The sequence below is a fragment of the Georgfuchsia toluolica genome, assembly GCF_907163265.1.
In the GTDB taxonomy this organism is placed as follows: domain Bacteria; phylum Pseudomonadota; class Gammaproteobacteria; order Burkholderiales; family Rhodocyclaceae; genus Georgfuchsia; species Georgfuchsia toluolica.
This window is the reverse complement of sequence record NZ_CAJQUM010000001.1, coordinates 307,359-328,543: the sequence shown is the minus strand read 5'-3', so window position 1 is coordinate 328,543 and position 21,185 is coordinate 307,359. Positions and strand designations below refer to the sequence as shown.

General features: G+C 59.5%; 21 protein-coding genes. 3 read left to right on the top strand and 18 right to left on the bottom strand.

The window, feature by feature from the left end; genetic code table 11:
* Positions 1-10: 10 nt before the first annotated feature.
* The 13 genes from K5E80_RS01540 to ccmA all read right to left on the bottom strand — a co-directional run bounded on the left by K5E80_RS01540 (position 11) and on the right by ccmA (position 10,973).
* Positions 11-1,018 carry an inorganic phosphate transporter gene (locus K5E80_RS01540; RefSeq protein WP_220634496.1) on the bottom strand — a complete coding sequence of 336 codons (1,008 nt, stop codon included), beginning with the start codon at positions 1,016-1,018 and terminating at the stop codon, positions 11-13.
* A 3-nt stretch (positions 1,019-1,021) separates the two neighbouring features.
* On the bottom strand, positions 1,022-1,660 hold the full coding sequence (locus K5E80_RS01535; RefSeq protein WP_220634495.1) for a DUF47 domain-containing protein: 639 nt from the start codon (positions 1,658-1,660) through the stop codon (positions 1,022-1,024).
* Positions 1,661-1,769: 109 nt separating this feature from the next.
* Complete coding sequence (locus K5E80_RS01530; protein WP_220634494.1) at positions 1,770-2,645, bottom strand: PP2C family protein-serine/threonine phosphatase; 876 nt, start codon at positions 2,643-2,645, stop codon at positions 1,770-1,772.
* Positions 2,642-3,565 carry a serine/threonine protein kinase gene (locus K5E80_RS01525; RefSeq protein WP_220634493.1) on the bottom strand — a complete coding sequence of 308 codons (924 nt, stop codon included), beginning with the start codon at positions 3,563-3,565 and terminating at the stop codon, positions 2,642-2,644. The genes K5E80_RS01530 and K5E80_RS01525 overlap by 4 nt, the downstream gene beginning before the upstream one ends.
* A gap of 285 nt (positions 3,566-3,850) precedes the next feature.
* Positions 3,851-5,146: a c-type cytochrome biogenesis protein CcmI gene (gene ccmI / locus K5E80_RS01520; protein ID WP_220634492.1), complete on the bottom strand. Its 1,296-nt coding sequence runs from the start codon at positions 5,144-5,146 to the stop codon at positions 3,851-3,853.
* On the bottom strand, positions 5,143-5,628 hold the full coding sequence (locus K5E80_RS01515) for a cytochrome c-type biogenesis protein (protein ID WP_220634491.1): 486 nt from the start codon (positions 5,626-5,628) through the stop codon (positions 5,143-5,145). The genes ccmI and K5E80_RS01515 overlap by 4 nt, the downstream gene beginning before the upstream one ends.
* A 7-nt stretch (positions 5,629-5,635) precedes the next feature.
* Positions 5,636-6,217 (bottom strand): DsbE family thiol:disulfide interchange protein, encoded by a 582-nt coding sequence (locus K5E80_RS01510; protein ID WP_220634490.1) that lies wholly within the window; start codon positions 6,215-6,217, stop codon positions 5,636-5,638.
* A complete protein-coding gene (locus tag K5E80_RS01505; protein ID WP_220634489.1) occupies positions 6,214-8,163 on the bottom strand; it encodes a heme lyase CcmF/NrfE family subunit in 1,950 nt (649 codons plus the stop codon). The genes K5E80_RS01510 and K5E80_RS01505 overlap by 4 nt, the downstream gene beginning before the upstream one ends.
* A 54-nt stretch (positions 8,164-8,217) precedes the next feature.
* Entirely contained in the window at positions 8,218-8,658 is a 441-nt protein-coding gene (ccmE, locus tag K5E80_RS01500; protein WP_220634488.1) for a cytochrome c maturation protein CcmE, read from the bottom strand.
* Positions 8,655-8,834, bottom strand: a complete 180-nt coding sequence (gene ccmD / locus K5E80_RS01495) for a heme exporter protein CcmD (RefSeq protein WP_220634487.1) — start codon at positions 8,832-8,834, stop codon at positions 8,655-8,657. The genes ccmE and ccmD overlap by 4 nt, the downstream gene beginning before the upstream one ends.
* Positions 8,831-9,580 (bottom strand): heme ABC transporter permease CcmC, encoded by a 750-nt coding sequence (gene ccmC / locus K5E80_RS01490; RefSeq protein ID WP_425514528.1) that lies wholly within the window; start codon positions 9,578-9,580, stop codon positions 8,831-8,833. Before ccmC ends, ccmD begins: the two co-directional genes overlap by 4 nt.
* Positions 9,581-9,663: 83 nt before the next feature.
* Complete coding sequence (gene ccmB, locus K5E80_RS01485) at positions 9,664-10,329, bottom strand: heme exporter protein CcmB (RefSeq protein WP_220634486.1); 666 nt, start codon at positions 10,327-10,329, stop codon at positions 9,664-9,666.
* On the bottom strand, positions 10,326-10,973 hold the full coding sequence (gene ccmA / locus K5E80_RS01480; RefSeq protein ID WP_246590826.1) for a cytochrome c biogenesis heme-transporting ATPase CcmA: 648 nt from the start codon (positions 10,971-10,973) through the stop codon (positions 10,326-10,328). Before ccmA ends, ccmB begins: the two co-directional genes overlap by 4 nt.
* A 344-nt stretch (positions 10,974-11,317) precedes the next feature.
* Here ccmA and K5E80_RS01475 point away from each other — a divergent pair, with 344 nt between their 5' ends.
* From K5E80_RS01475 to K5E80_RS01465, 3 genes are all read left to right on the top strand, one after another.
* Positions 11,318-11,869 (top strand): AsmA family protein, encoded by a 552-nt coding sequence (locus K5E80_RS01475; RefSeq protein ID WP_343213219.1) that lies wholly within the window; start codon positions 11,318-11,320, stop codon positions 11,867-11,869.
* On the top strand, positions 11,775-13,277 hold the full coding sequence (locus tag K5E80_RS01470) for an AsmA family protein (protein WP_220634484.1): 1,503 nt from the start codon (positions 11,775-11,777) through the stop codon (positions 13,275-13,277). Before K5E80_RS01475 ends, K5E80_RS01470 begins: the two co-directional genes overlap by 95 nt.
* 150 nt (positions 13,278-13,427) lie before the next feature.
* The gene (locus tag K5E80_RS01465; RefSeq protein ID WP_220634483.1) at positions 13,428-16,103 is read left to right on the top strand and encodes a cation-transporting P-type ATPase; all 2,676 of its coding nucleotides are present in this window, start codon (positions 13,428-13,430) and stop codon (positions 16,101-16,103) included.
* Positions 16,104-16,284: 181 nt separating this feature from the next.
* Here K5E80_RS01465 and K5E80_RS01460 read toward each other — a convergent pair whose 3' ends face one another.
* The 5 genes from K5E80_RS01460 to K5E80_RS01440 form a co-directional block, all read right to left on the bottom strand.
* On the bottom strand, positions 16,285-16,968 hold the full coding sequence (locus tag K5E80_RS01460) for an ABC-type transport auxiliary lipoprotein family protein (protein ID WP_220634482.1): 684 nt from the start codon (positions 16,966-16,968) through the stop codon (positions 16,285-16,287).
* Positions 16,965-17,891, bottom strand: coding sequence for an MlaD family protein (locus K5E80_RS01455; RefSeq protein WP_246590824.1), 927 nt, complete (start codon positions 17,889-17,891; stop codon positions 16,965-16,967). Before K5E80_RS01455 ends, K5E80_RS01460 begins: the two co-directional genes overlap by 4 nt.
* Positions 17,888-18,727 (bottom strand): ABC transporter ATP-binding protein, encoded by an 840-nt coding sequence (locus K5E80_RS01450; RefSeq protein ID WP_220634481.1) that lies wholly within the window; start codon positions 18,725-18,727, stop codon positions 17,888-17,890. The genes K5E80_RS01455 and K5E80_RS01450 overlap by 4 nt, the downstream gene beginning before the upstream one ends.
* Before the next feature lie 177 nt (positions 18,728-18,904).
* The gene (locus tag K5E80_RS01445; RefSeq protein ID WP_246590823.1) at positions 18,905-20,026 is read right to left on the bottom strand and encodes an ABC transporter permease; all 1,122 of its coding nucleotides are present in this window, start codon (positions 20,024-20,026) and stop codon (positions 18,905-18,907) included.
* Positions 20,027-20,228: 202 nt separating this feature from the next.
* Positions 20,229-21,179 (bottom strand): hypothetical protein, encoded by a 951-nt coding sequence (locus tag K5E80_RS01440; RefSeq protein ID WP_220634479.1) that lies wholly within the window; start codon positions 21,177-21,179, stop codon positions 20,229-20,231.
* Between the last annotated feature and the right edge of the window lie 6 nt (positions 21,180-21,185).

Genomic DNA, 21,185 nt, shown 5'->3' with positions numbered 1-21,185 from the left:
CGCCAAAATGCTATAAAAATATTCCGCTGACCTTATAGGCAATCGCGGAAACGATGGCCGTCGCCGGTATCGTCAATATCCAGGCCCAGACGATGCCGCCGGCCACGCCCCAGCGCACGCTCTTCGGTCCGCGCGTGGTGCCGACACCGGCGATGGCGCCGGTGATGGTATGCGTGGTCGAGACCGGGATGCCCAGGCTGCTGGCCAGGAACAGCGTCAATGCGCCGCCAAAATTGGCACAGAAGCCGCGTGGCTGATCGAGCTTGGTGATGCGCTGACCCATGGTTTTGACAATGCGCCAGCCGCCGAACATGGTACCCAGGCCCATCGAGAGATAACAGGCGGCAATCACCCAGACCGGCACCGAGTCATTGGGGTTGGAAGCGCCGGCGGCAATCAATAGCATCCAGATAATGCCGATGGTTTTCTGCGCGTCGTTGCCGCCGTGGCCAAGGCTGTAAAGCGCGGCGGAAAATAGTTGCAGGCGCCGGAATAGCTTGTCCACCTTGCGTCCATGCATGCGACGGAACAGCCACGACACGATCACCATCATCATGCCACCGAGCAAAAAACCCAAAAGCGGCGAGACAAAAATAAACAATACGGTCTTGCCGACACCGGCCCAGATCAGCGAGCCGGAACCTGATTTGGCCAGCGCCGAACCGACCAGCCCGCCGATCAGGGCGTGCGAGGAACTCGAGGGGATACCGTAATACCAGGTCACGATATTCCAGACGATGGCGCCAATGAGGGCGCCGAAAATCACATGCTGGTCGACGATGGACGGATCGATGGTGCCCTTGCCGATGGTGCTCGCCACCTTGAGCTGGAATATGAAAATCGCGGCGACGTTGAACACGGACGCCCAGATCACCGCATGTTGCGGTTTAAGGACGCGGGTGGAGACGATGGTGGCAATCGAGTTGGCCGCGTCGTGGAAGCCGTTCATGAAATCGAAAGCCAGTGCCAGCGCGACCAGCAACAGCAGCGACCCAACGCCGATATCGAGGGTCAGCATGACTCAGGCATTTTCGAGGACGATGCCCTCGATGATGTTGGCCACGTCCTCACAGCGGTCGGTAATGGCTTCAAGCAACTCGTAAATGCCCTTCATCTTGATCAGTTCGCGCGTATCAGCTTCCTCGCGGAACAACTTGGCCATGCCGGTGCGCATCACCCGGTCGGCGTCGGATTCAAGCCGGTCGATCTCCTGGCAGGTCTTGAGAATGGCCTGCGCGCTGTCCATGTTGTGGATCAGGCCGACGGCATCTTCGACACGCTCGCAACAAAAGCTGCAGATGTCGGCCAGTTGCACCGCTTCCTGCGTCAGTTTGCGCACATCATACAAATACATGGTCTCGGCAAAATCCTGGGTCATGTCGAGGACATCATCCATGGTCGTGATCAGGCTATGGATATCATGCTGATCGAGCGGGGTGTTGAAGGAGGTGTGCAACAGCGCCATCACCTCGCGGGTAATCTTGTCAGCACGCTGTTCCATTTCATCGATATTTTTCCAGTGACGCTGCAGCGTTTCCGGACCATTCGACAAATCGGCCACCAACACTGTCAATTCCCGTCCGCCCTTGCTAATCAACTCGGCGTGAGCGTCGAAAAGCTCGAAGAATTTTCCGTCCTTGGGCATCAATTTCGAGAACATGGTCAGTGGCCTGAGTAAAAGACGGGCGGAGTTTAACAGAGATGAAATAAGCACCGGCCCCGTTAGCTTGGACAAAATCTCCACGCAGATAAGTGGAGCCCTGCTCCATCTACGAAGCCTGCTTGGGTTTGATGTGGGCCTGGATTTCGGCGACAGCGCGCTCGATATCTTCATTGCTGAGCAACTTGGGCGCAGTCCCCTGGCTGGCATTGAATACGGTATCGGGGAAATTGGCGACGGTGACGGGGCCGCTGTCGTTCCCCTCCCAGCGCATCGCAATCAGCGTCAGGTTGTCGCCATTATCGCCGGCATTGTGCTCGGCCAGGTCGAGAATCTGCGGCGCCGCCTGGCCGACATCGCCGCCGCTGAAGGCGCTGACCAGCACTTGCTCGCGCAGCGGACCCCAGATGCCGTCGCTGCACAACAGCATCACGTCGCCGACCTTCAGGTCCAGGATGGCCAGATCGACGCGCGGGATGCGCGGCGTGCCCAGACAGCTCAGCACCAGATTGCGCTGCGGATGATTTACGGCTTCGGCGGCGCTGATGAGGCCTTCCTGCAACAGGCTTTCGACATGGGAGTGGTCGCGCGTGCGCGCCACCAGTTCGCCGTTGCGAATCAGGTACAGGCGCGAGTCGCCGGCATGCGCCCACCAGGCGCAGCCGTCCTGGACGACGCAGGCCACGCAGGTGGTATGCGGCGGGCGCGGTTGCCCGCCGGCCAGCATCTTGACGGCATGGTGGGCATCGAGCAGGGCTTCGACCAGGAACTGGGCCGGGTCGGCCAGACGCGGCCGGGCCTGTTGCTCGAAGCTTTTGGCAATCCGCACCATGGCGACCTGGGCCGCCACTTCGCCATTCCGGTGGCCACCCATGCCGTCGGCGACGGCCAGGAGCAGCGCTTCGGACGAATGGCGGCAGAGCAGGCGGTCCTGGTTGTTGGCGCGCCGGCCGATGCGGCTTTCCTGATAAACGGTGAATTTCATTTTTTGACGGCCTGCCGCAACCGGCTGCCGATGTGGTGCAGCCAGTGCGGCGGCGGGGTGGCGAGTTCGCGTTGCAGGGCGAAGATGCTCTGCGGCCGTGCCAGGGGGTCCAGCGCCAGGCAGCCGTCGATGAGGCCGAGCAGGTGGGCCGAGTACTTGCCGCGCCAGGCCGCCGTGGCCGGGCGCAGCTGGTCTTTTTTCCGGCGCTCGTCGGCCGCCGGCAGTTTGGCCCCGGACAGGCAGGCATACATGGTGGCGCCGACGGCATAGATGTCGGTCCACGGCCCGAGCGGTTCGTCGTCGCCATATTGTTCCGGGGCGGCGAAGCCGGGCGTGTGCATGGCCCGTTCCGGCGGGGTGTCGCGGCCGAGGGTCTGGCGCGAGGCGCCGAAGTCGAGCAGGACCGGCGTGCCGTCGCTGCGCAGGTAGATGTTGGCAGGCTTGATGTCCAGATGCAGCAGTTTCTGGGTATGCACTTCGCGCAGGCCGCTCAACAGGTGGGCGAAGGTGTAGCGCAGGAAGTTCTCGCCCAGCGTGCCGTGCAGCTTGTGGATGTGTTCCTGCAGGGTGCGGCCGCGCTCGTATTCCATGACCAGATAGACGGTGCCGTTGGCGCGCAGGAAATCCAGCACCCGCACCACGTTCTTGTGCTTCAGTTGCACCAGGTGCTGGGCTTCCTCGAAAAAACAGCGCCGCCCCTGGTCAAAGGCGGCACGGTGCTCCGTGGCCACCACCGGCTCCGGCGCCGCCCCCGTGCGCCGCGCGAACGCCGCCGGCAGGTATTCCTTGATCGCCACCGGCGCTTCCTGTTCGTCATAGGCCAGATAGACGATCGAAAACCCGCCGTCCGAGATCCGGCGTTCTATGCGGTACTGCCCTATCCGAAATCCCGCGGGTAATGGTTGGTTTACTGAGGACACGCAACTATTCAGATAGCCTGAAATCGCATCGCTGCTCCGGCTTTGATGAAAAGCAGCGGAAGCCAATAAGGAGTTCATGAATAAACTGCCCGATCATGACAGAATCAGCGTTGCCGAGAAAGGCAATTTGATCCGCGCGATGTTCGCGCGAGTATTGACGATCAACGCGGAAGCTTGGCGGCCACGGCTGGCGCCGGCCATGGCAGTGATGGCGAAGCGTTCAAAACGCTCCCCATCGCCCTCGCCGGCATGGAAACGGGGCCTCGCGGCGACAGTCGGCGTCGTTCAGGGCAGAACGTGGTCGATGGTCAGCGCCAGCCCGGTCGTGCCGACCTTTACCGATTCGACGCTTCCCGCCAGATCGCCGGGGTTGGCAGCCACGTCTCCCGATTTGGCGACGCGCGCCTCGACCCGCACGGTCTTGAAGAGCGACAATTTCGTCTGGGGACTCATGGCCAAGCTGTCGTCAAGGGTGAATTCCAGCGGCAGGTCGGCGACGGTGACCCTGATCGCGGCGAGAGGCATGGGCGGCCCTTGTATGGCACGCGCGAAAATGAACACCGGATCGCTGGGCGCCGCCCTGGCCTTCAGGGCGGGCGCCAGGCTAACCTTGCCGCGAATGACTGCGGCATTGGCCGCGGCGGATGTTGCCGAAGGCGATGCGGCGGAGGCCTCAGCCGGGAGTATCTCCGGCGCATCACCGCCAAGACGGGCTCGCGCTTCGGCGATACTCGCGCTGAGATTATCCGCATCCTGCGAACCGGGCGCCACCAGTTTCAGCAGGGGCTCCCAATAGGAAATTGCCGCTTTGTAATCGGCGCGGCTGAATGCACTGTAACCAGCGAGGAATTTTGCACGGGGGTTTGCGGGTTCCTTCTTGAGTACCCCGTTAAGCAGCTCCAGCGTCGCCCCTTCAATGCGGCCGCCATTCTGGTCCAATGCCATTTCGACGCGTTCGAGAATCAGCGCGGATTCCGCATTGGCGGCGGGCCCGGCACGCTGATATGCCTGCTCGGCATCGCCGTAGCGCCCCAGCGCCCTGTAGACGCGTCCGAGCATGACCCAATCCTGGGGGCTATCCGGGTTCCTGGCCAGCTTTTCGGTCAATTTTGCGACCAGTTGGTTCAAATGCTCCAGCGATTTGGCAGAATCGTCGGCAGCAAGCGGCTGGGCTGCGCTGACGTCGAGCGCGGCAGGTTTGCCGAGTTGGAAGTAAAGCGGTATGGCGGCAAGCGGAATCAGCAACAGCAGTGTTACCGCCGTCCGTATTGAACGCTGTCCACCGCCAGTCGCGGATTGGGCTGCAGCGTCGCCCCGCGGGGATTCCCTTTGGTCACTGCGTGTGTCCTCGATCAGGCGGCGCTCAAGTTCGGCATGCGCCGCTCGATAATCGGACTCCGGCAAAATCCCTCTCTCTCGATCGCGCACCAGTTCTGCAAGCTGCTCACGGTAGATAGAGGCATTGGTTGCCCGATTCGAAGCCCCCGCGGTAACGATCCGGCGGCGCAGCAGCGGCCGGGACAAAAGCAGAACCACCAGCGCCATCAGGATGCCGGCAATAACCCAAAACATTGCAGTCATGCCCTGTCCTCCGGCTCGCCGAGCAGTCTCAAGGCTTCAGCATGTTCTGATTCAGACAAGGCCACTTCGCCCCTGCCGTTAAGGCTTGCCGCACGCTTGCGCAGGTAGGCCGGCAATGCGATGATGCCAACGGCAACAATAAGCAGGGGACCGAACCAGAGCAGCCAGGTGGTCGGTTTGACCGGCGGTCGATAAAGCACAAAGTCGCCATAACGCGCCACGAGATAATCCTTGATCTCCGCATCCGACTTGCCCTCGATGATGAGGCGGCGGACTTCCTTGCGCAAATCATCGGCCAGTTCTGCGCGGGAGGCTGCCAGGGTTTCATTCTGGCAGACCAGGCAGCGCAACTCTTCGGAAATAGCCAGCAGGCGTGCCTCGACCTTGGGATTCTGCGCCATGGGCACGGCCTCGCCCGCATTCACTATCGATGCAGTCAGACAAATGCCAAGTGCAAAAAATAAAACCAGCAATTTACGCATATGATATTCAGGAATTAAGTTCTTTTATCTTGGGAAGTATCTTGGTCTGCATCGCTTCCGGCGTAAGCGGCCCGATTTGTTTGAAGCGGATGATGCCTTCGCGGTCGATCAGGTAGGTTTCCGGAACGCCATACACCCCATAATCGATACCGACCCGACCATCCATGTCGAGCACATTCAACAGGTAGGGATTGCCGTGTTCGGCAATCCAGGCGTTTGCCCGCTGACGTGTCAGCAACAGTTCGTCGGCCGGGAGCAACTTGCGCGCATCTAACTCGCTATCGCCCCTCACTTCCTTGTAGTTGAGGCCAATGATGGGAATTCCGATTTGCTGGGCAGCCTCGACCAGAAAGGCGTGTTCGGCTCGGCACGACACGCACCAGGTGGACCAGACGTTAAGCAGCCAGACCTTGCCGCGCATCTGCTGCGGCGAGAACTCCGAATTCCCGGCCAGTTGTGGCAAAGAAAAGGCAGGCGCCGGCTTGCCGATAAGCGGCGAAGGCACCTCACTGGGATCGTGTTTAAGCCCGGCGGCGAGAAACCCCAAGAGTACGATGAATATCGCCAAGGGCCATAGAAAACGTTTCATGCCGCAGCCTCCAGTGACACCCCGGCCTGTGTGGCAGCCGAGCGCATGCGGTAACGGCGATCGGCCATTGCCAGTCCGCCACCCAGAGCCATCAGCAACGTGCCAAACCAGATCCAGTCCACAAATGGCTTGTAGTACACGCGCACGCTCCAGGCGCCGTCGCCGCCTTCCATGGCATCACCAAGCGAGACGTAGATGTCGCGGGTTATTCCCGGATCGATGGCGGCATCGGTCATGGGCATGGCGGAAGAGAAATACTGGCGCTTTTCCGGCTCCAGCACCTTGAGCACGCGGCCATCGCGCATGAGTTCAAAGTTGCCGCGCATCGCCTTGTAGTTGGGGCCCGGCACCTGACTGGCGCCGTTGAAACGCAGCACATAAGCACCCGCCCTGACTGTGTCACCAGGTGCCATGCGTACGTCCTGTTCATTCTCGTAAGCCTTGACCGTCACCACGCCAACCACGGTGACGGCGATCCCCAAGTGCGCCAGATGCATGCCCCAGAAAGCGAGTGGTCGCGAACCCAGTTTGAGCCGATCCCGGATATGCAAAACGGTTGCAATCGCCACCCATACCGAAAGCGTCAGGCCAAGCGCCGCCGGCCAGGACCATGTGCCGGCGAGGAAAGGCAAGGCTGCGCCGATGACAATGGCAGCAACCAGGGCAACGCCCAGACGCTTGACTATCTCCTTCGCCGACGTCTGCTTCCAGTTTGCGATGGGCCCCACTGCCATGAGAAACACCAGGGGAGCGAATATGGGGGAGAACACCGCGTTGAAATAGGGAGGACCGACCGAAAGCTTGCCGAGGCCGAGCGCGTCGACGATAAGCGGATAGAGGGTGCCAAGCAGCACGGTAGCGGTAGCGGCCAGAAGCAGGATATTGTTGATCAGCAACAGGGTTTCCCGCGACACCGCGCCAAAAGCGCCGCCCAGTCCGACCCGGGGCGCCCGCCAGGCGTACAGGGTGAGCGAACTGCCGACCACGGTGGCGAGAAACATCAGGATGAAAATGCCTCGCTTCGGATCGGAGGCGAAGGCATGCACCGAGGTCAGCACGCCGGAACGAACAAGGAAGGTACCAAGCAGGGACAGCGAAAACGCGCCGATGGCGAGCAGCACCGTCCAGTTCTTGAAGGCGCCGCGCTTGTCGGTCACCGCGAGCGAATGGATCAGCGCCGTGCCCACCAGCCATGGCATGAAGGAAGCATTTTCGACCGGATCCCAGAACCACCAGCCGCCCCAGCCCAGTTCGTAGTAGGCCCAGATCGAACCCAGCGAGATGCCGATTGTCATGAATATCCACGCGGCCAGGGTCCACGGCCGCGACCAGCGCGCCCAGGCCGCATCGAGCCGCCCCGACAGCAACGCCGCAATGGCAAAGGCAAAGGCCACCGAGAAACCGACATAACCCATATAGAGCATGGGCGGATGCACCACCAGCCCTGGATCCTGCAACAGCGGGTTCAAGTCGCGTCCCTCCGCCGCACCGGGCAACAAGCGCTCGAACGGGCTCGACGTGGTGAGGATGAAGAGCAGGAAACCTGACGCCACCAGGCCCAGCACCGCTTCGACGCGAGCCACCATGTCGTCGGGCAGGCTGCGCGAAAACGCGGCGACGGCCGCTGACCAGAGCGACAACATCAGCATCCAGAGCAGCAGCGAGCCTTCGTGACCGCCCCAGACCGCCGCGATGCGGTATGCCAAAGGCAACTGCGAATTGGAATGCTGTGCCACATAGAGCACGGTGAAGTCATTGGCGATGAAGGCCTCGGTCAGGCAGCCATAGGCAACAATGATCAGCAGCAGCAACGTCAATGACGCCGGACGCGCCAGGGCAATCCATGCGGGAATGCCTTTCTGGCTGCCGATCAGCGGCAGAATTCCCTGGATCAGCGCCACCAACAGGGCGAGTATCAGGGCGAAATGTCCGATTTCTGGAATCATGGGGTACCCCTTTAAGGGTGGATTGGCCTGGTGTCCTGGTTTATGACGGAGACGTTATTGCTTGATTGTTTTCGCCGCCTGCTGGGCTTGATCGACCGCTGACTTGGCTTCCGGCGGCATATAGTTCTCATCGTGCTTGGCCAGCACTTCGCTGGCAACGAAGGTACCGTCCGCGCCGAGTTTGCCCTGGGCGACGACACCTTTGCCCTCCTTGAACAGATCGGGCAGGATGCCGGTGTAGCTGACCGGCACTTCGCGCGCCGTATCGGTAACGACGAAACGGGCGGTGATGTCGTTACGCGACAAACTGCCCGGCTTCACCAGGCCACCGACGCGGAAAGCGCGATCCTTTGGCACCTCGCCGGCGACGATCTGCGTCGGCGTGAAAAAGAACACCAGGTTACTGCGGAAGGCATTGAGCGCCAGCACGGCGGCAATGCTTATAACGGCAAGCGCACCAATGACGATGGCAAATCTTTTATGACGCGGCTTCATTGACTTTCCTTGTTTGCTGCAACCTCGCGGCGCAGGCTTTCAAGTGCGGCGGCACGGCGCTTGCGAACCAAAACAGGCTCGATCACCACAAATAGAGCGGTAAGGCCGAAACTGCCCCAGACGTAGAGAGCGTAGCCGCCCATGGCGAAGAATTCTGCCGGACTGCCCCAGTTCATGCCTTGACCTCCGTCAACTCGGTTACCCAGACGGTGTGCCGCTCGCGTTCCAGGATGATTGCCCGCACTCTGTAGAGGACTATTGCGAACGCGTACATCCACAACGCCAGTGCCATCAGCAACATACCCCAGAGCATGGTATGCGCCATGGATGGCGAACGATTCACGGATACCGATGCGCCCTGATGCAGGGTATTCCACCATTTGACTGAAAAATAAATGATCGGCACATTAACCACGCCAACCAACGCAAGGATCGCGCCGGCGCGGTCAGCGCGACGGGCATCGTCAATGGCGGCAGTCAGGGCGATGAAGCCGAGATAGAGGAAGAACAGGATCAGCGATGACGTCAGCCGTGCGTCCCATACCCACCAGGCACCCCACATCGGCCTGCCCCACAGCGCGCCGGTCCACAGCGAAAGGAAGGCAAACATGGCGCCGGTCGGCGCTATTGCCGCTGTCATCATGCCCGAGAGGCGGGTGTTGAATACGATGCCAGCCGCAGCCCAGAAGGCCATGGCACAATAAAGAAACATCGACATCCAGGCTGCCGCGACGTGGACAAAAATGATCCGGTAGGCCTCGCCCTGCTGCGCGTCGGTGGGCGCGACGAAGAAACTGACCCATAAGCCAACGACGCCGAAGCCAACGGCGGCCGCGGCAAACCACGGCCACATCTTGCCCGCAAGTGGATAGAAGCTCTGTGGAGAGGCAAACTTGAACCAGTTGATCAGTCGATTGCTCACGTTACGAATTCCTGTTGTGGAATATCAGGCTGACGATGTCAGAGTTGTTTCCGGCGGAAAAGTAAAAGTTAACTGCCATTCTCTCATTCAAGCGCTATGCGAAGCGCGGCCGTTGCTGCCCAGGGGGCAAAAAAAGCCGCCAGTACTGTCAGCGCAGCCAGCAGCGATAAATGTCCGCCGGCGCCGAGTCCGGTGATGTCTGCTTCCACCGCCCCGGCACCGAAAATCAGCGCCGGTATATAAAGCGGCAGCACCAGCAGCGACAGCAGCACACCGCCACCGCGCACGCCCAGCGTCAGCGCCGCACCGATGGCGCCAATCAGCGACAACAGCGGGGTACCCAATAGCAGCGACAGCACCAGCACCACCAACGCCCTGTTGCTCAAATCGAACTGAATTCCCAGTACCGGCGCCAGCAGCACCAGCGGCAGCCCCGATACCAGCCAGTGGGCCAGTATCTTGCCGCTCACCAGCAACGCCAGCGGTGTCGGCGACAGCGCCATCTGCTCCAGTGTGCCGTCCTGGTGATCGGCGGCAAACAGCCGGTTTAGCGACAGCATCGCCGCCAACAAGGCTCCCACCCACAATATCCCGGGAGCTATCCGGCGCAGCATGTCCGTTTCCGGTCCGATGCCGAGCGGAAACAGGCTGCTGACAATGATGAAGAAAAACAAGGCGGTCAACACCTCGCTCTTGCGCCGCAGGGCCAGCAGCAGGTCGCGGCGAATCACTGCCAGCAATGCGGTCATGCGCCCAATCTCAGCGAACGGCCGCCTGCGCCCAGATTCACTTCCTGATGGCTGGTGAGCAGGGCCATGCCGCCAGTGCGCAAATGTTCACCGATGATGGCGCACAACAGATCCACTGCCCGCACATCGAGGGCGACGAAGGGCTCGTCGAGCACCCATAATTTCGCCTTGCTGGTCAGCAGCCGGGCCAGGGCCACGCGCCGCTTCTGCCCCTGGGAAAGAAAACGTGCCGCCAAGCCTTCGCGGCCCTTCAGTCCGAGCCGCCATAGTGCCGCCACGGCCACGGCTTCGTCCAGCGTGCAGCCACCGAGGGCTGCGCCGATGCACAGGTTTTCCAGTGCCGTCAAATCCTCCTTGATCGCCCCGGCGTGGCCAAGATAAAGCAATTCGCCGCGATATTCGTCATCGACTTCCGTCACCGGCTGGCCGTTCCAGCGAATCTCGCCCGCTTCCTTGTGCAGCAGGCCGCAGACCATGCGCAACAGGCTGGTTTTGCCGGCGCCATTTTCCCCCTCCACTTGCAGCCAGTTGCCTGGAGCCAGGGCAAAGTTCACCTCGGAAAACAGGCGACGGTCACCACGTGTACACGCCAAACCGCTGGCATCAAGCATCAGGAAGGTTCGTAACGGACGAAAGGTGCGCATTCTGCCTGAGAGGCTGCATGCGGTAAATAGGCAAGAAAGTAAGGATATATGTCCTGCCGGATACAAATTTGTCGAGCCCATCCTGGAAAGTGCAATACAAGCGGCCAGGAACGGCGCGACAAGTTGAATCCGCACCCTAAGGAATGATGATAAAGATTGTTGACAAGTATTTGTAATTCTTCCTCAACCAGCTTCGGCCCCCTGCGCGTTCCGCCTGTTGCCGCGGATAGTCCTTGTGTTTCATGTGGGGTATCCACTTCTCTCCAATTCATGCAACTGGCGTGGATGCGATTTAAGTGACTTAACGTACATACTGTCACAGCCAACCCGTACATACTGAAAACATGATGCTCTCGCGCACATTCAAATGGACAGCCGTGCTGTTGCTTGTGCCGGTTCTGCTGGCCGTTCTGTGCATCGTTTTTTTCCCCTGGAACATGCTGCGCGAACCCATCGAGCGCCTGGCATCGGAAAAGACTGGGCGCGCACTGGTCATCAATGGCGACCTCAAAGCGAAGCTCGGTTGGTCGTTACCTCGCATTCACGCCGACGCAGTATCGTTTGCAAATCCCGGTTGGGCCAGGGAAAAACAAATGGTTACCGCCGATGCAGTGGAAATCGTGATCGACCTGCCGCAACTGCTGCGAAAGAAAATCGTGCTTTCCGAAGTATGGCTTGAGCATCCTGTGATCTTTCTTGAGCAAGGCAGCGCAGGCCGCAAGAACTGGCTGCTGGACATCAACCAGCAGGACGAAGGAGCGCGTATTCGAATCGATCGTCTGACGCTCGACAAAGGTCATCTTGGCTACGACGCATCTTGGCTACGACGATGCCGAACTGAAGACCAGTATCCGCGCACAGCTATCGACATCGCTCGTGCCGTCAATCGGCACTGAACTTGGCTTTACCGCGGAGGGGCAATACAAGGGCCAGTCGTTCAAGGCCAGCGGCAACGGCGAACCGGTGCTCGGATTGCGCGACGAAAACATGCCCTATCCGCTAAAAATCGACCTTACCGTCGGGCACACCGCGGTGCAGGCCGAGGGCAGCATTACCAGCCTGCTGCAACTTTCCGCACTGGACATGCACATCACTATGCATGGCAAAAGTCTGGCGCAGCTCTTTCCGCTGCTCGGTATCGCCTTGCCGAAAACAGGTGCTTATGTGACTGAGGGCCACCTCGTGCATAGCAAGAAAATGTGGCGCTATAAGGATTTCGCGGGCCGGTTCGGAAAAAGCGATATTGCCGGCACCATCCAGGTCGACACCGGCGGCAAGCGCCCGGCAATGACCGCAAATCTTGTCTCCAAATTACTGGATATCGAAGATCTTGGCCCCTTGATCGGCGCCCAGCCCGGCAGCCTGAAAACTGCCCAACGGGCGGCGCCGGCAACTTCCCAACCCGCCGCCACGACGTCAGTACAAGCGCGGGTTTTGCCTGACCTGCCATTCAACACCGAGCGCTGGGACAGCGTCGATGCGGACGTGACGTTAAAGGCCGGAACCATCCGCCGTGCCAAGGAGCTCCCGCTCGAAGATCTCGTTGTCCATCTGCGTTTGCGCGATTCAGTGCTGACGCTCGATCCTCTCGATTTGGGTTTGGCCGGCGGCCAGCTCAACAGCACAATTTCGCTGGACGGGCGCAAGGATCCTGTCCAGGCGCGGGCCCGGATACGGACGAAAAAAATTCATCTTGCCAAACTGTTCCCCACCGTCAATCTGAACAAGAACAGCATCGGCGAGATCAACGGCGAATTCAATCTGTCGGGAACGGGCAATTCGGTCGGACAAATGCTGGCGAATTCCAACGGCAGGGTGGGGCTGATTGTCGCCGACGGCGAGATCAGCAAAATGATGATGGAAAAGGCCGGCCTGCATCTGTGGGAAATACTGCAACTGAAAATGAGCGGCGACAAACTGATCAAGTTGCGTTGCGGGGTGGCCGACTTCAATGTCAAGCAAGGCATCATGCATGCCAATGCCCTGATCTTCGACACTGAGATCACCACCATTGTCGTGACCGGCACCATCGATCTGCGACAGGAGCGGCTGGATCTGACGCTCAACCAGAAAACCAAGGACACCAGTCCCCTGGCATTGCGCAGCCCCATCTATATTCGCGGCAGCTTTGCCAGTCCTGTTATCGAAGTCAACAAATGGCGCGTCGCCGCGCGCGGGCTGGGGGCGGTGGCGCTCGCCGTAGCCAATCCGCTGCTTACCTTGCTCCCATTGATCGACGCCGGTCCGGGAAAAGACAGCGATTGCGGGCAACTGGTCCGGGATGTCAGGGTTTTGCCGCATTAAAAGGATGTAATCTCAGTGTCGTTAGATTGCATCGGATTCAAATGTCCTCTTCATTTCCGAGCGGTTTCATGGCGCAACCGAGATATTTGTTGATGACCAAGACGGGTGTTTCGAAATTCATTGACGTGTTATTTACGGGAAGTAACGAGAATGAGTGACTGGCATCATCTTTCATCACAAGAGGCACTGGCCGCTGTAGCTTCAAATGCCCAGGGATTGGACCTTGCTGAAGCGGCAAAGCGCCTTGCACAAGACGGCCCAAATCAGCTGAATCCGCCCAATCGCCGTAGCGCTCTGGTCAAATTTCTACTGCAATTCCACAACGTCCTGATCTATGTGCTGCTGGCCTCGGCTGGTGTCACCGCAATTCTTGCGCACTGGGTGGATACCAGTGTGATCGTTGGTGTGGTGGTCATCAATGCCATCATCGGTTTCATTCAGGAAGGCAAGGCGGAAAAGGCGATGGACGCCATCCGGCGAATGTCGTCACCCGAGGCCACCGTGCTGCGCGAGGGTAAGCGCGGGGTGATCGCCACGGAAGCACTGGTGCTGGGCGATATCGTATTGCTGCAATCCGGCGACAAAGTGCCTGCCGACCTGCGTCTGATAAATGTAAAAAACCTGCGGATCGAAGAAGCCGCGTTGACCGGAGAATCCACTGCTGTCGAAAAAAATATCATTGCTGTCGATGCGCAGGCCGCGCTGGGCGACCGTTTTTCCATGGCGTATTCGGGCACGCTGGTGGTATATGGGCAGGGTGCAGGCGTCGTTGTCGCTACTGCTGACAAAACCGAGATCGGGCGTATTAGCGTCATGCTGGACAATGTACAGACGCTTACTACTCCGCTATTGCGGCAGATGGAAGTGTTCGGATACTGGCTGACTATCGCCATCCTGGCACTTTCAGCCATTACCTTCTTATATGGCTGGCTGGTGCATCAATTCAACATCGGCGATATGTTCATAGCCGCTGTGAGCATGGCAGTGGCGGCGATTCCGGAAGGGCTCCCCGCAGTGCTGACCATTACATTGGCATTTGGTGTGCAGCGCATGGCAAAACGCAGCGCCATTATTCGGCGATTGCCTGCGGTCGAAGCGCTGGGATCGGTGACGGTTATTTGTACCGACAAGACCGGCACACTGACGCGCAACGAAATGACGGTGCAGCGAGTGCTGACATCCGATCAGGTGTTTGAGGTGAGTGGTGATGGATATGCGCCGCATGGCGGCTTTTCCATCGACGGCAAAGAGACGGACATCATCGAGCATGTGGCATCACTCGATATATTTCGCGCTGGTTTGCTTTGTAACGATGCCGCGCTACATGAGACGGCAGGCCTATGGGATATAGCCGGTGATCCGACCGAAGGTGCCCTCATCACGCTGGCGATGAAGGCTGGACTCGATCCTGTGTTTGAGCATGAGTCCTTGCCACGTACCGATCTCATTCCATTCGAATCGGAACATCGATTCATGGCTACTTTGCATCACAACCATGCTGGTCATGCCTTTATTTTCGTTAAAGGTGCTGCGGAGCAGATTCTGGGTATGTGTAACCGGCAGCGCAGTTTGGGCGAGGACGTTCCGCTCAAGCTGTCACAGTGGCATATGAAGTTAAAAGAGACAGGAGCGCTTGGGCAACGTGTGTTGGCACTGGCGATGAAATCCATGGAGGGTGGGCAACGCGAATTGCATTACGCCGACACGCAAGGTGAATTCACCCTGCTCGGCATGGTTGGCATTACCGATCCGCCTCGCGAAGAGGCCATTGTTGCTGTGCGTAATTGTCGTGCGGCGGGCATCAGCGTCAAGATGATTACTGGTGACCACGCTGAGACTGCACGCTCCATCGCAACGCTATTGGGAATAGGAAATGGCCGCACGCTGACTGGCAGCGAATTAGATGCCCTGGACGAAACGGCATTGCGTCAGGCGGTGCGGGATGTTGGCGTGTTTGCGCGCGCCAGCCCGGAACACAAACTCCGTCTGGTCACTGCACTGCAGGCCAATGGCGAGATTATCGCCATGACCGGTGATGGCGTGAACGATGCCCCCGCCTTGAAGCGTGCCGACATCGGTATTGCAATGGGCATGAAAGGGACGGAAGTCGCCAAGGAAGCAGCCGAAATCGTGCTGGCCGATGACAACTTCGCCACCATCGTGCACGCGGTGAAGGAAGGGCGCACCGTCTATGACAACATCCGGAAAGCCATTGTATTCATCATGCCCACCAATGGGGGTGAAGCTGGCATGGTGCTTTTCGCCATCATGTTTGGCATGACGCTGCCGATTACGCCAGTGCAAATACTGTGGGTAAACATGGTTACGGCTGTCACGTTGTCACTGGCATTGTCGTACGAGAAATCAGAACCGGGGGTGATGCAGCGCCCACCACGCGCCGCCAATGAAGCGATCCTGTCCGGATTCATGATCTGGCGTATTGCATTCGTTTCCCTGCTGCTCAGCACCGGGTCAATCGCATTGTTTTTGTGGGAAAGCGCGCGCGGCGTGGGCATTGACGAAAGCCGAACCGCCGCCATAAATGCGTTAGTGGTGGGCGAGATGGCATACCTGTTTAACTGCCGTTATATGCTCGCACCGATACGCACCTGGCAGGACTTCACAGGGAATTCTTCTGTGCTGCTCACCATCGCCATTTTGGCAGTCATTCAGGGGCTTTTTACCTACCTGCCCTTCATGCAGGGCATGTTTGGGGTAGCAGCCATTGACGCATCGGTGTGGGGACGCATTATCGGCTTTGGGATATTGCTATTTATAGTGGTAGAGGTAGAGAAAAAATTCGTTCTGCGCATTTTGAAAAAATGAGGGTAACTAACAATTAGTTCCCCTTCGTGGTGAGCTTGTCGAACCATGAACGGGCGCGCGATTTACGCCGCCTGCCCTTCGGCAAGCTTGTATGGTGTAGACCGGCTCTTTTACTTCGAGAAAGGAAGGCAAGGAGCCGGGGTGGAGGGACATCGACAAGACTCAGCAAGACGACGCGGGGTTATTTGTCCATCCGCACGCTGCGCGCCGCATCGGCGCAGAAAGCTGAGAGGTCATCGAGCACTGTCTTTACCGCACGGCTGGCGGCCACCACTCCTCCAGAGGGATCCTCGCTCGTGGCGGAAACGACAGCATCGAACTCGCGTGCTGCAATGACCCGGCGCGTTGCACTCTCGACGAGATAGGCGCGCAGTGTGAAGCGCACCTTGCTCGGGGTACCCAGAAACTCGTGTTGCAGGCGCAGGATTTCGGTATCCAGCCGCATTTCGCCTGCTGCGGCGCCAGGTGTTTGCACCACGGCGCGAAACGTTCCGCTGCTCTCGACGGCACTGACGATAAGTGGCGTCAGCATGCGCGCCGGCGTATCGATCCATTCGCTGTGCGCAAAGTATTCGAGTTGGTTCGCCTGGCGCAGGTACATGATGCGCCGGCTGTCGAAGCCGGCTGCCGCGTGTGACGGGCTGACGATCAGCGTCAGGGCTGTAACCGCCGCGCGCGGCGCGGCAGGCGCCGCTGCGTCGGGTACTGTGCCGGGCATATACGCGAGCGAATAAAAGGTCGGTTGTGGAGCGGGAGAGCCCATCGTGCTCAAAACTCCGCAGCCGCTGAGCAGCGCCAGCGATAATGCTGCTGCCGCAAACTGCCACAGGTACGGCAGGGAACCATGAGGCGCAATCCTTTTCATTTCGTTGTTCCCTCTCCCGGCCCGGGCGGCACCTGCCGGCGACCCATCAGCAAGCCGCCGGGGCTGCCTTCCAGTTTTTCGCTCAAGCGTCGCAGCGAGGCCGCCAGTACGTTCATTTCGCCGAGCAGGCGTTCCAGTTCGGGCAGTGTTTCCGCCGTAAAGCGTTTCACATCGGCGCCAACCGCATCGACTGTCTTGCCGGCACTGACACTGGCGAGCGCTGCCTCGTTACCCATTTTCTCGACGGCGTCGGCACTACGCCCGATGCGATCGATCAGCGGCCCGATCTGTGCCGTTGCACGCGAGGTGTTTTCAAGCGTGCGGCCGGCATTGGCGATACCGGCGTCGATGGTGTCCTTGCGCGCGGCGATCGTATGCGTCACGGTGGCGATGTCGGCCAGCATGCTTTTAAACGCCGCCCGGTTTTCATCGCTGAGCAAGGCGTCGATATTTCTCGACGTGCTGTCCAGCTTCGCCGCCACACTGGTAAGCACATTTTCCAGCCGCGCGGCAAGCGAGGGAATGGTGCGGATCACCGGATACTCGTTGCCGGCGATGGTGCGCAGCGGCAGGGCATCATGCGCGCCGCCGCTCAGCTCGACATAGGCGATGCCGGTCAGGCCCTGGGTTTTCAGCACCGCTACCGTATCCTCCTTGATGGGTGTACCACGCTCGATGGCAAAGAGCAGGATCACCCGATCCGGGTTACCCGGATCGAGCCGAATTTGCCGCACCTTGCCGACGTCGACGCCGTTGAATTTGACCGGCGCATTCACACTCAGGCCCGCTACCGATTCGTCTTCAATTGCCAGATACAGGTCGTATTTCTTCTGCAAGGCGCCGCCTGAGGCGAGCCAGAGCGCGATGGCGATCAGTACCGCGCCAAGGACGAGCACGAACCCGCCGACGACCGCATAATTCACTTTGGTTTCGATGATGGCCTCCCGGTTTCCACACTGGTTTTTTTGGCTTCGGCCTGCGCCTGTTCGTGCGCCGCTCTGCCGCGCGGGCCGTCAAAAAATTGCCGGATGGCAGGGTTGTCCATGTGTTCAAGTTCAACCATCGAGCCGATCCCTTGCACCTTGCCTTCGGCAAGCACGGCGACGCGATCTGCCACTTGCCACAACAGGTCGAGGTCGTGCGTGATCATGACGATGGTCAGACCGAACATATCGCGCAGCTTGCGCACCAGTACGTCGACGCCAGCGGCGCTCTCCGGATCCAGACCGGCAGTCGGTTCATCAAGAAACAGCAATTCGGGGTCGAGTGCCAGCGCGCGGGCCAGCGATGCGCGCTTCATCATGCCGCCGCTGAGTTCAGACGGATACTGCAAGCCGGCTTCCGGCGCAAGGCCGGTCATGGCGATCTTCAGGGCGGCGATTTCATCAATCAGCGTATCCGGAAGATCGGTGTGCTCGCGCAGGGGCAAGCCGACGTTTTCGGCCACCGTGAGAGAGCCGAACAAACCGCCTTGCTGAAACATCACACCATAGCGCCGACGCAATGCAAGGGTTTCGTCATCTCCAATTCCATGCAGATCGGTGCCGAGCACGCGGATCGAACCCGAGTCCGGGCGGTGCAGCAGAATCATCTCGCGCAGCAGTGTCGATTTTCCGGAACCGCTGCCACCAATCAAGGCGAAGATCTCCGCGCGGCGCACGTCAAGGTCGAGTCCGGCATGCACGATATGGTCGCCAAAGCTGGTCGTCACTTGGCTGATCTCGATGACCGGCTGCCCGCTGTCTGTATTTGTTTGCATTGTGCTGTTCACGTTAACGTGAAATCCAGCCACGACCGGAAACGGTGCGCCGTGTGACCATCGAGCGTAGCGAGCTAACCAGTAGCCCCGCCCTGGGACGGGGATGGCGGTGGGGGGCGTTCAATTCGCCTTTGCGTATTTTCATCATCATGGGTGCCGCATCCTCCTGCATGAGCGTTAAAGGTCCAGCGCACTGAAGGCGATTGAAAACAAGGCGTCGGCGACGATCACAAGAAAAATCGCCTGCACTACGCTGCGCGTGGTCTGGCGGCCGACGCTGTCGGCGCCGCCCCTGGTTTGAAAACCCTGAAAGCAGCCGGTCACGGCGATGATGACGGCGAATACCGGCGCCTTGAGAATGCCGATCAGATAGGCAGTAATGCTGACCGCCTTGACGAAACGGTCGAGAAATTCGCCGAAGCCGACGCCGAGCTGCGCACGCGCCATGATCATGCCGCCGAATACCCCGAGCACGTCGGCAAACACGGTCAGCAAGGGCAGCGCGATCAGCAGCGCGAGGATCTTCGGCAGCACCAGCACATCCAGCGGTGCGATGCCAAGCGTGCGCATGGCATCGATTTCCTCGGTCACGGTCATGGTGCCAATCTGTGCGGCATAGGCCGAGCCGGAGCGTCCGGCGATGATGATGGCCGTGATCAGGGGCGCAAACTCGCGCAGCATCGCCAGGCCCACCAGATCGACGACAAAGATGTTGGCGCCGAATTGCCTGAGCTGGTCGGCAGTCTGATAGGCGACCACGATGCCGAGCAGGAAGGACAGCAAGCCGACGATGGGCAGCGCATCGAATCCTGCGCTGCGAATGTTGAAAAGTATCGGCCGCCAGCGCATCCGCGCCGGGTGTGTGATGCATCCGCCAAGCGCAATGGCACTTTCGCCGACGAAGCTGAGCAGCGCAAGGGTTTGTTCGAAGGCGACGGCGGCACGTTGGCCCAAGGCTTCCAGCCTCGACAGGGGTGCGCTTGCCAGCGGGGCGGAGGTATCGGTTTGATCGGCTATTTGCTGCCCAACGGCATCCAGCAGTTTGCTGCATTCGGGGCGCAGGCCGCGCATCTCGACGGCGATCCTTTCGTCGCGCAAGCGACGCAGAAGTTTTTGCAGAATCCAGGCACCCGCGGTATCGAGCGCATCGATGCGCGTACCGTCGATGACCATGCCGGATTTGGCAGGCACGGATAACGCGGCGAGTTGCGGCTCGATGGCGCCGATCCCGCGCGCAGTCCAGTACCCCGACAGCGCCAGTTCCTGTGGCGTCGGCTGAGCGATTGCGGCGGGGGCCATCGACCACGGATTCATGGATGAGCAGCAGGATAGATGAAATACTTTATCCAATATGTACGCGAGCGCACAGAGCAGGTGACGAACTGGTCGAAGGTCGAATGCGGCGCTCATGACATCCCGTATGAAAATCCTTCGCATGAGAGCCTGCGTTGGATTGCTACAAGAGGCGATAGACAGGCGCCGTTCATGCGTTACGATTCTCTCAACCCGCTCCCGCCCCAGGACGTTCGCCCTGTTGCCGCCGGTACTCCTTGCGCTTCATGTCGAGGTATTCGCTCCGTTCCAATTCATGCAACTGGCGTGGATAGCGCTCGATGGCTGCAAACCAGTCACGAAAACGTTTTTCGGGTTGCGCCTGAGGCGGCTCGGACAAGGCGCCAAGAAAGGCTTCGATGGTCAGGTAATAACGCATGGTATTGCGCTCTACCACACCACGCACTCCGCCGATGAAAAGCGGCTGTTTGTCGGGTTGCGAGCCGACAACAGTGAATCCCACCTTGTCTCTCCCGATGGTGCCGAGGTAGACCTGCATCGCCAGCCGTCCCACCAGTCCATAGGCATACGAATACGAGAGGTGGATGAACGTCTGTCCGTTTTCCAGCGGGATTGCCTCGAGCGAGATGCGGTAGTTGCGCGTGCTTAATGGCCCCTTGTCCGCATTCAGCCTTACTTGCAGGTAGTCCGGCGTATTGGCGGCGACGCGGTAGGCAAAGGCTATCTGGTAGGCCTCATCCAGCGGCTGATCGTATTTCCTGCCGATACTGACGTTGAGGCTGCTCCCCCCACTGGTAGTTGACGCGCGGCAGTACTTGGTATTGAGGTGCAGTATCAAAATATCGCACCAATTGCCCGGCCTGTTCAGCGCTGTGCCCACCGTTGCAAATGGATAATTGACGAGCGCATAGATGTCTCCCGCCACGCCGCCCGGGGTTTCGCTGGAGTCCAGGTAGAGCGGCCTCTGGAACTGGTTATGGCTGAGTCGATCCTGCGCAGCGGCGTATTTGGCGCGTAGAGCTCTGGATGAGTTCGTGTCCGCAACGTCGGCGTGGGCAATGCCCGTGCCCGCGCACAGCAGGGCAATCACAAAAAGTCGCAGCAGTGCCCACACATTGATTCCCGATGTTTGTCTCTTGGCTGCGTTTGAGGATGACATGAATAT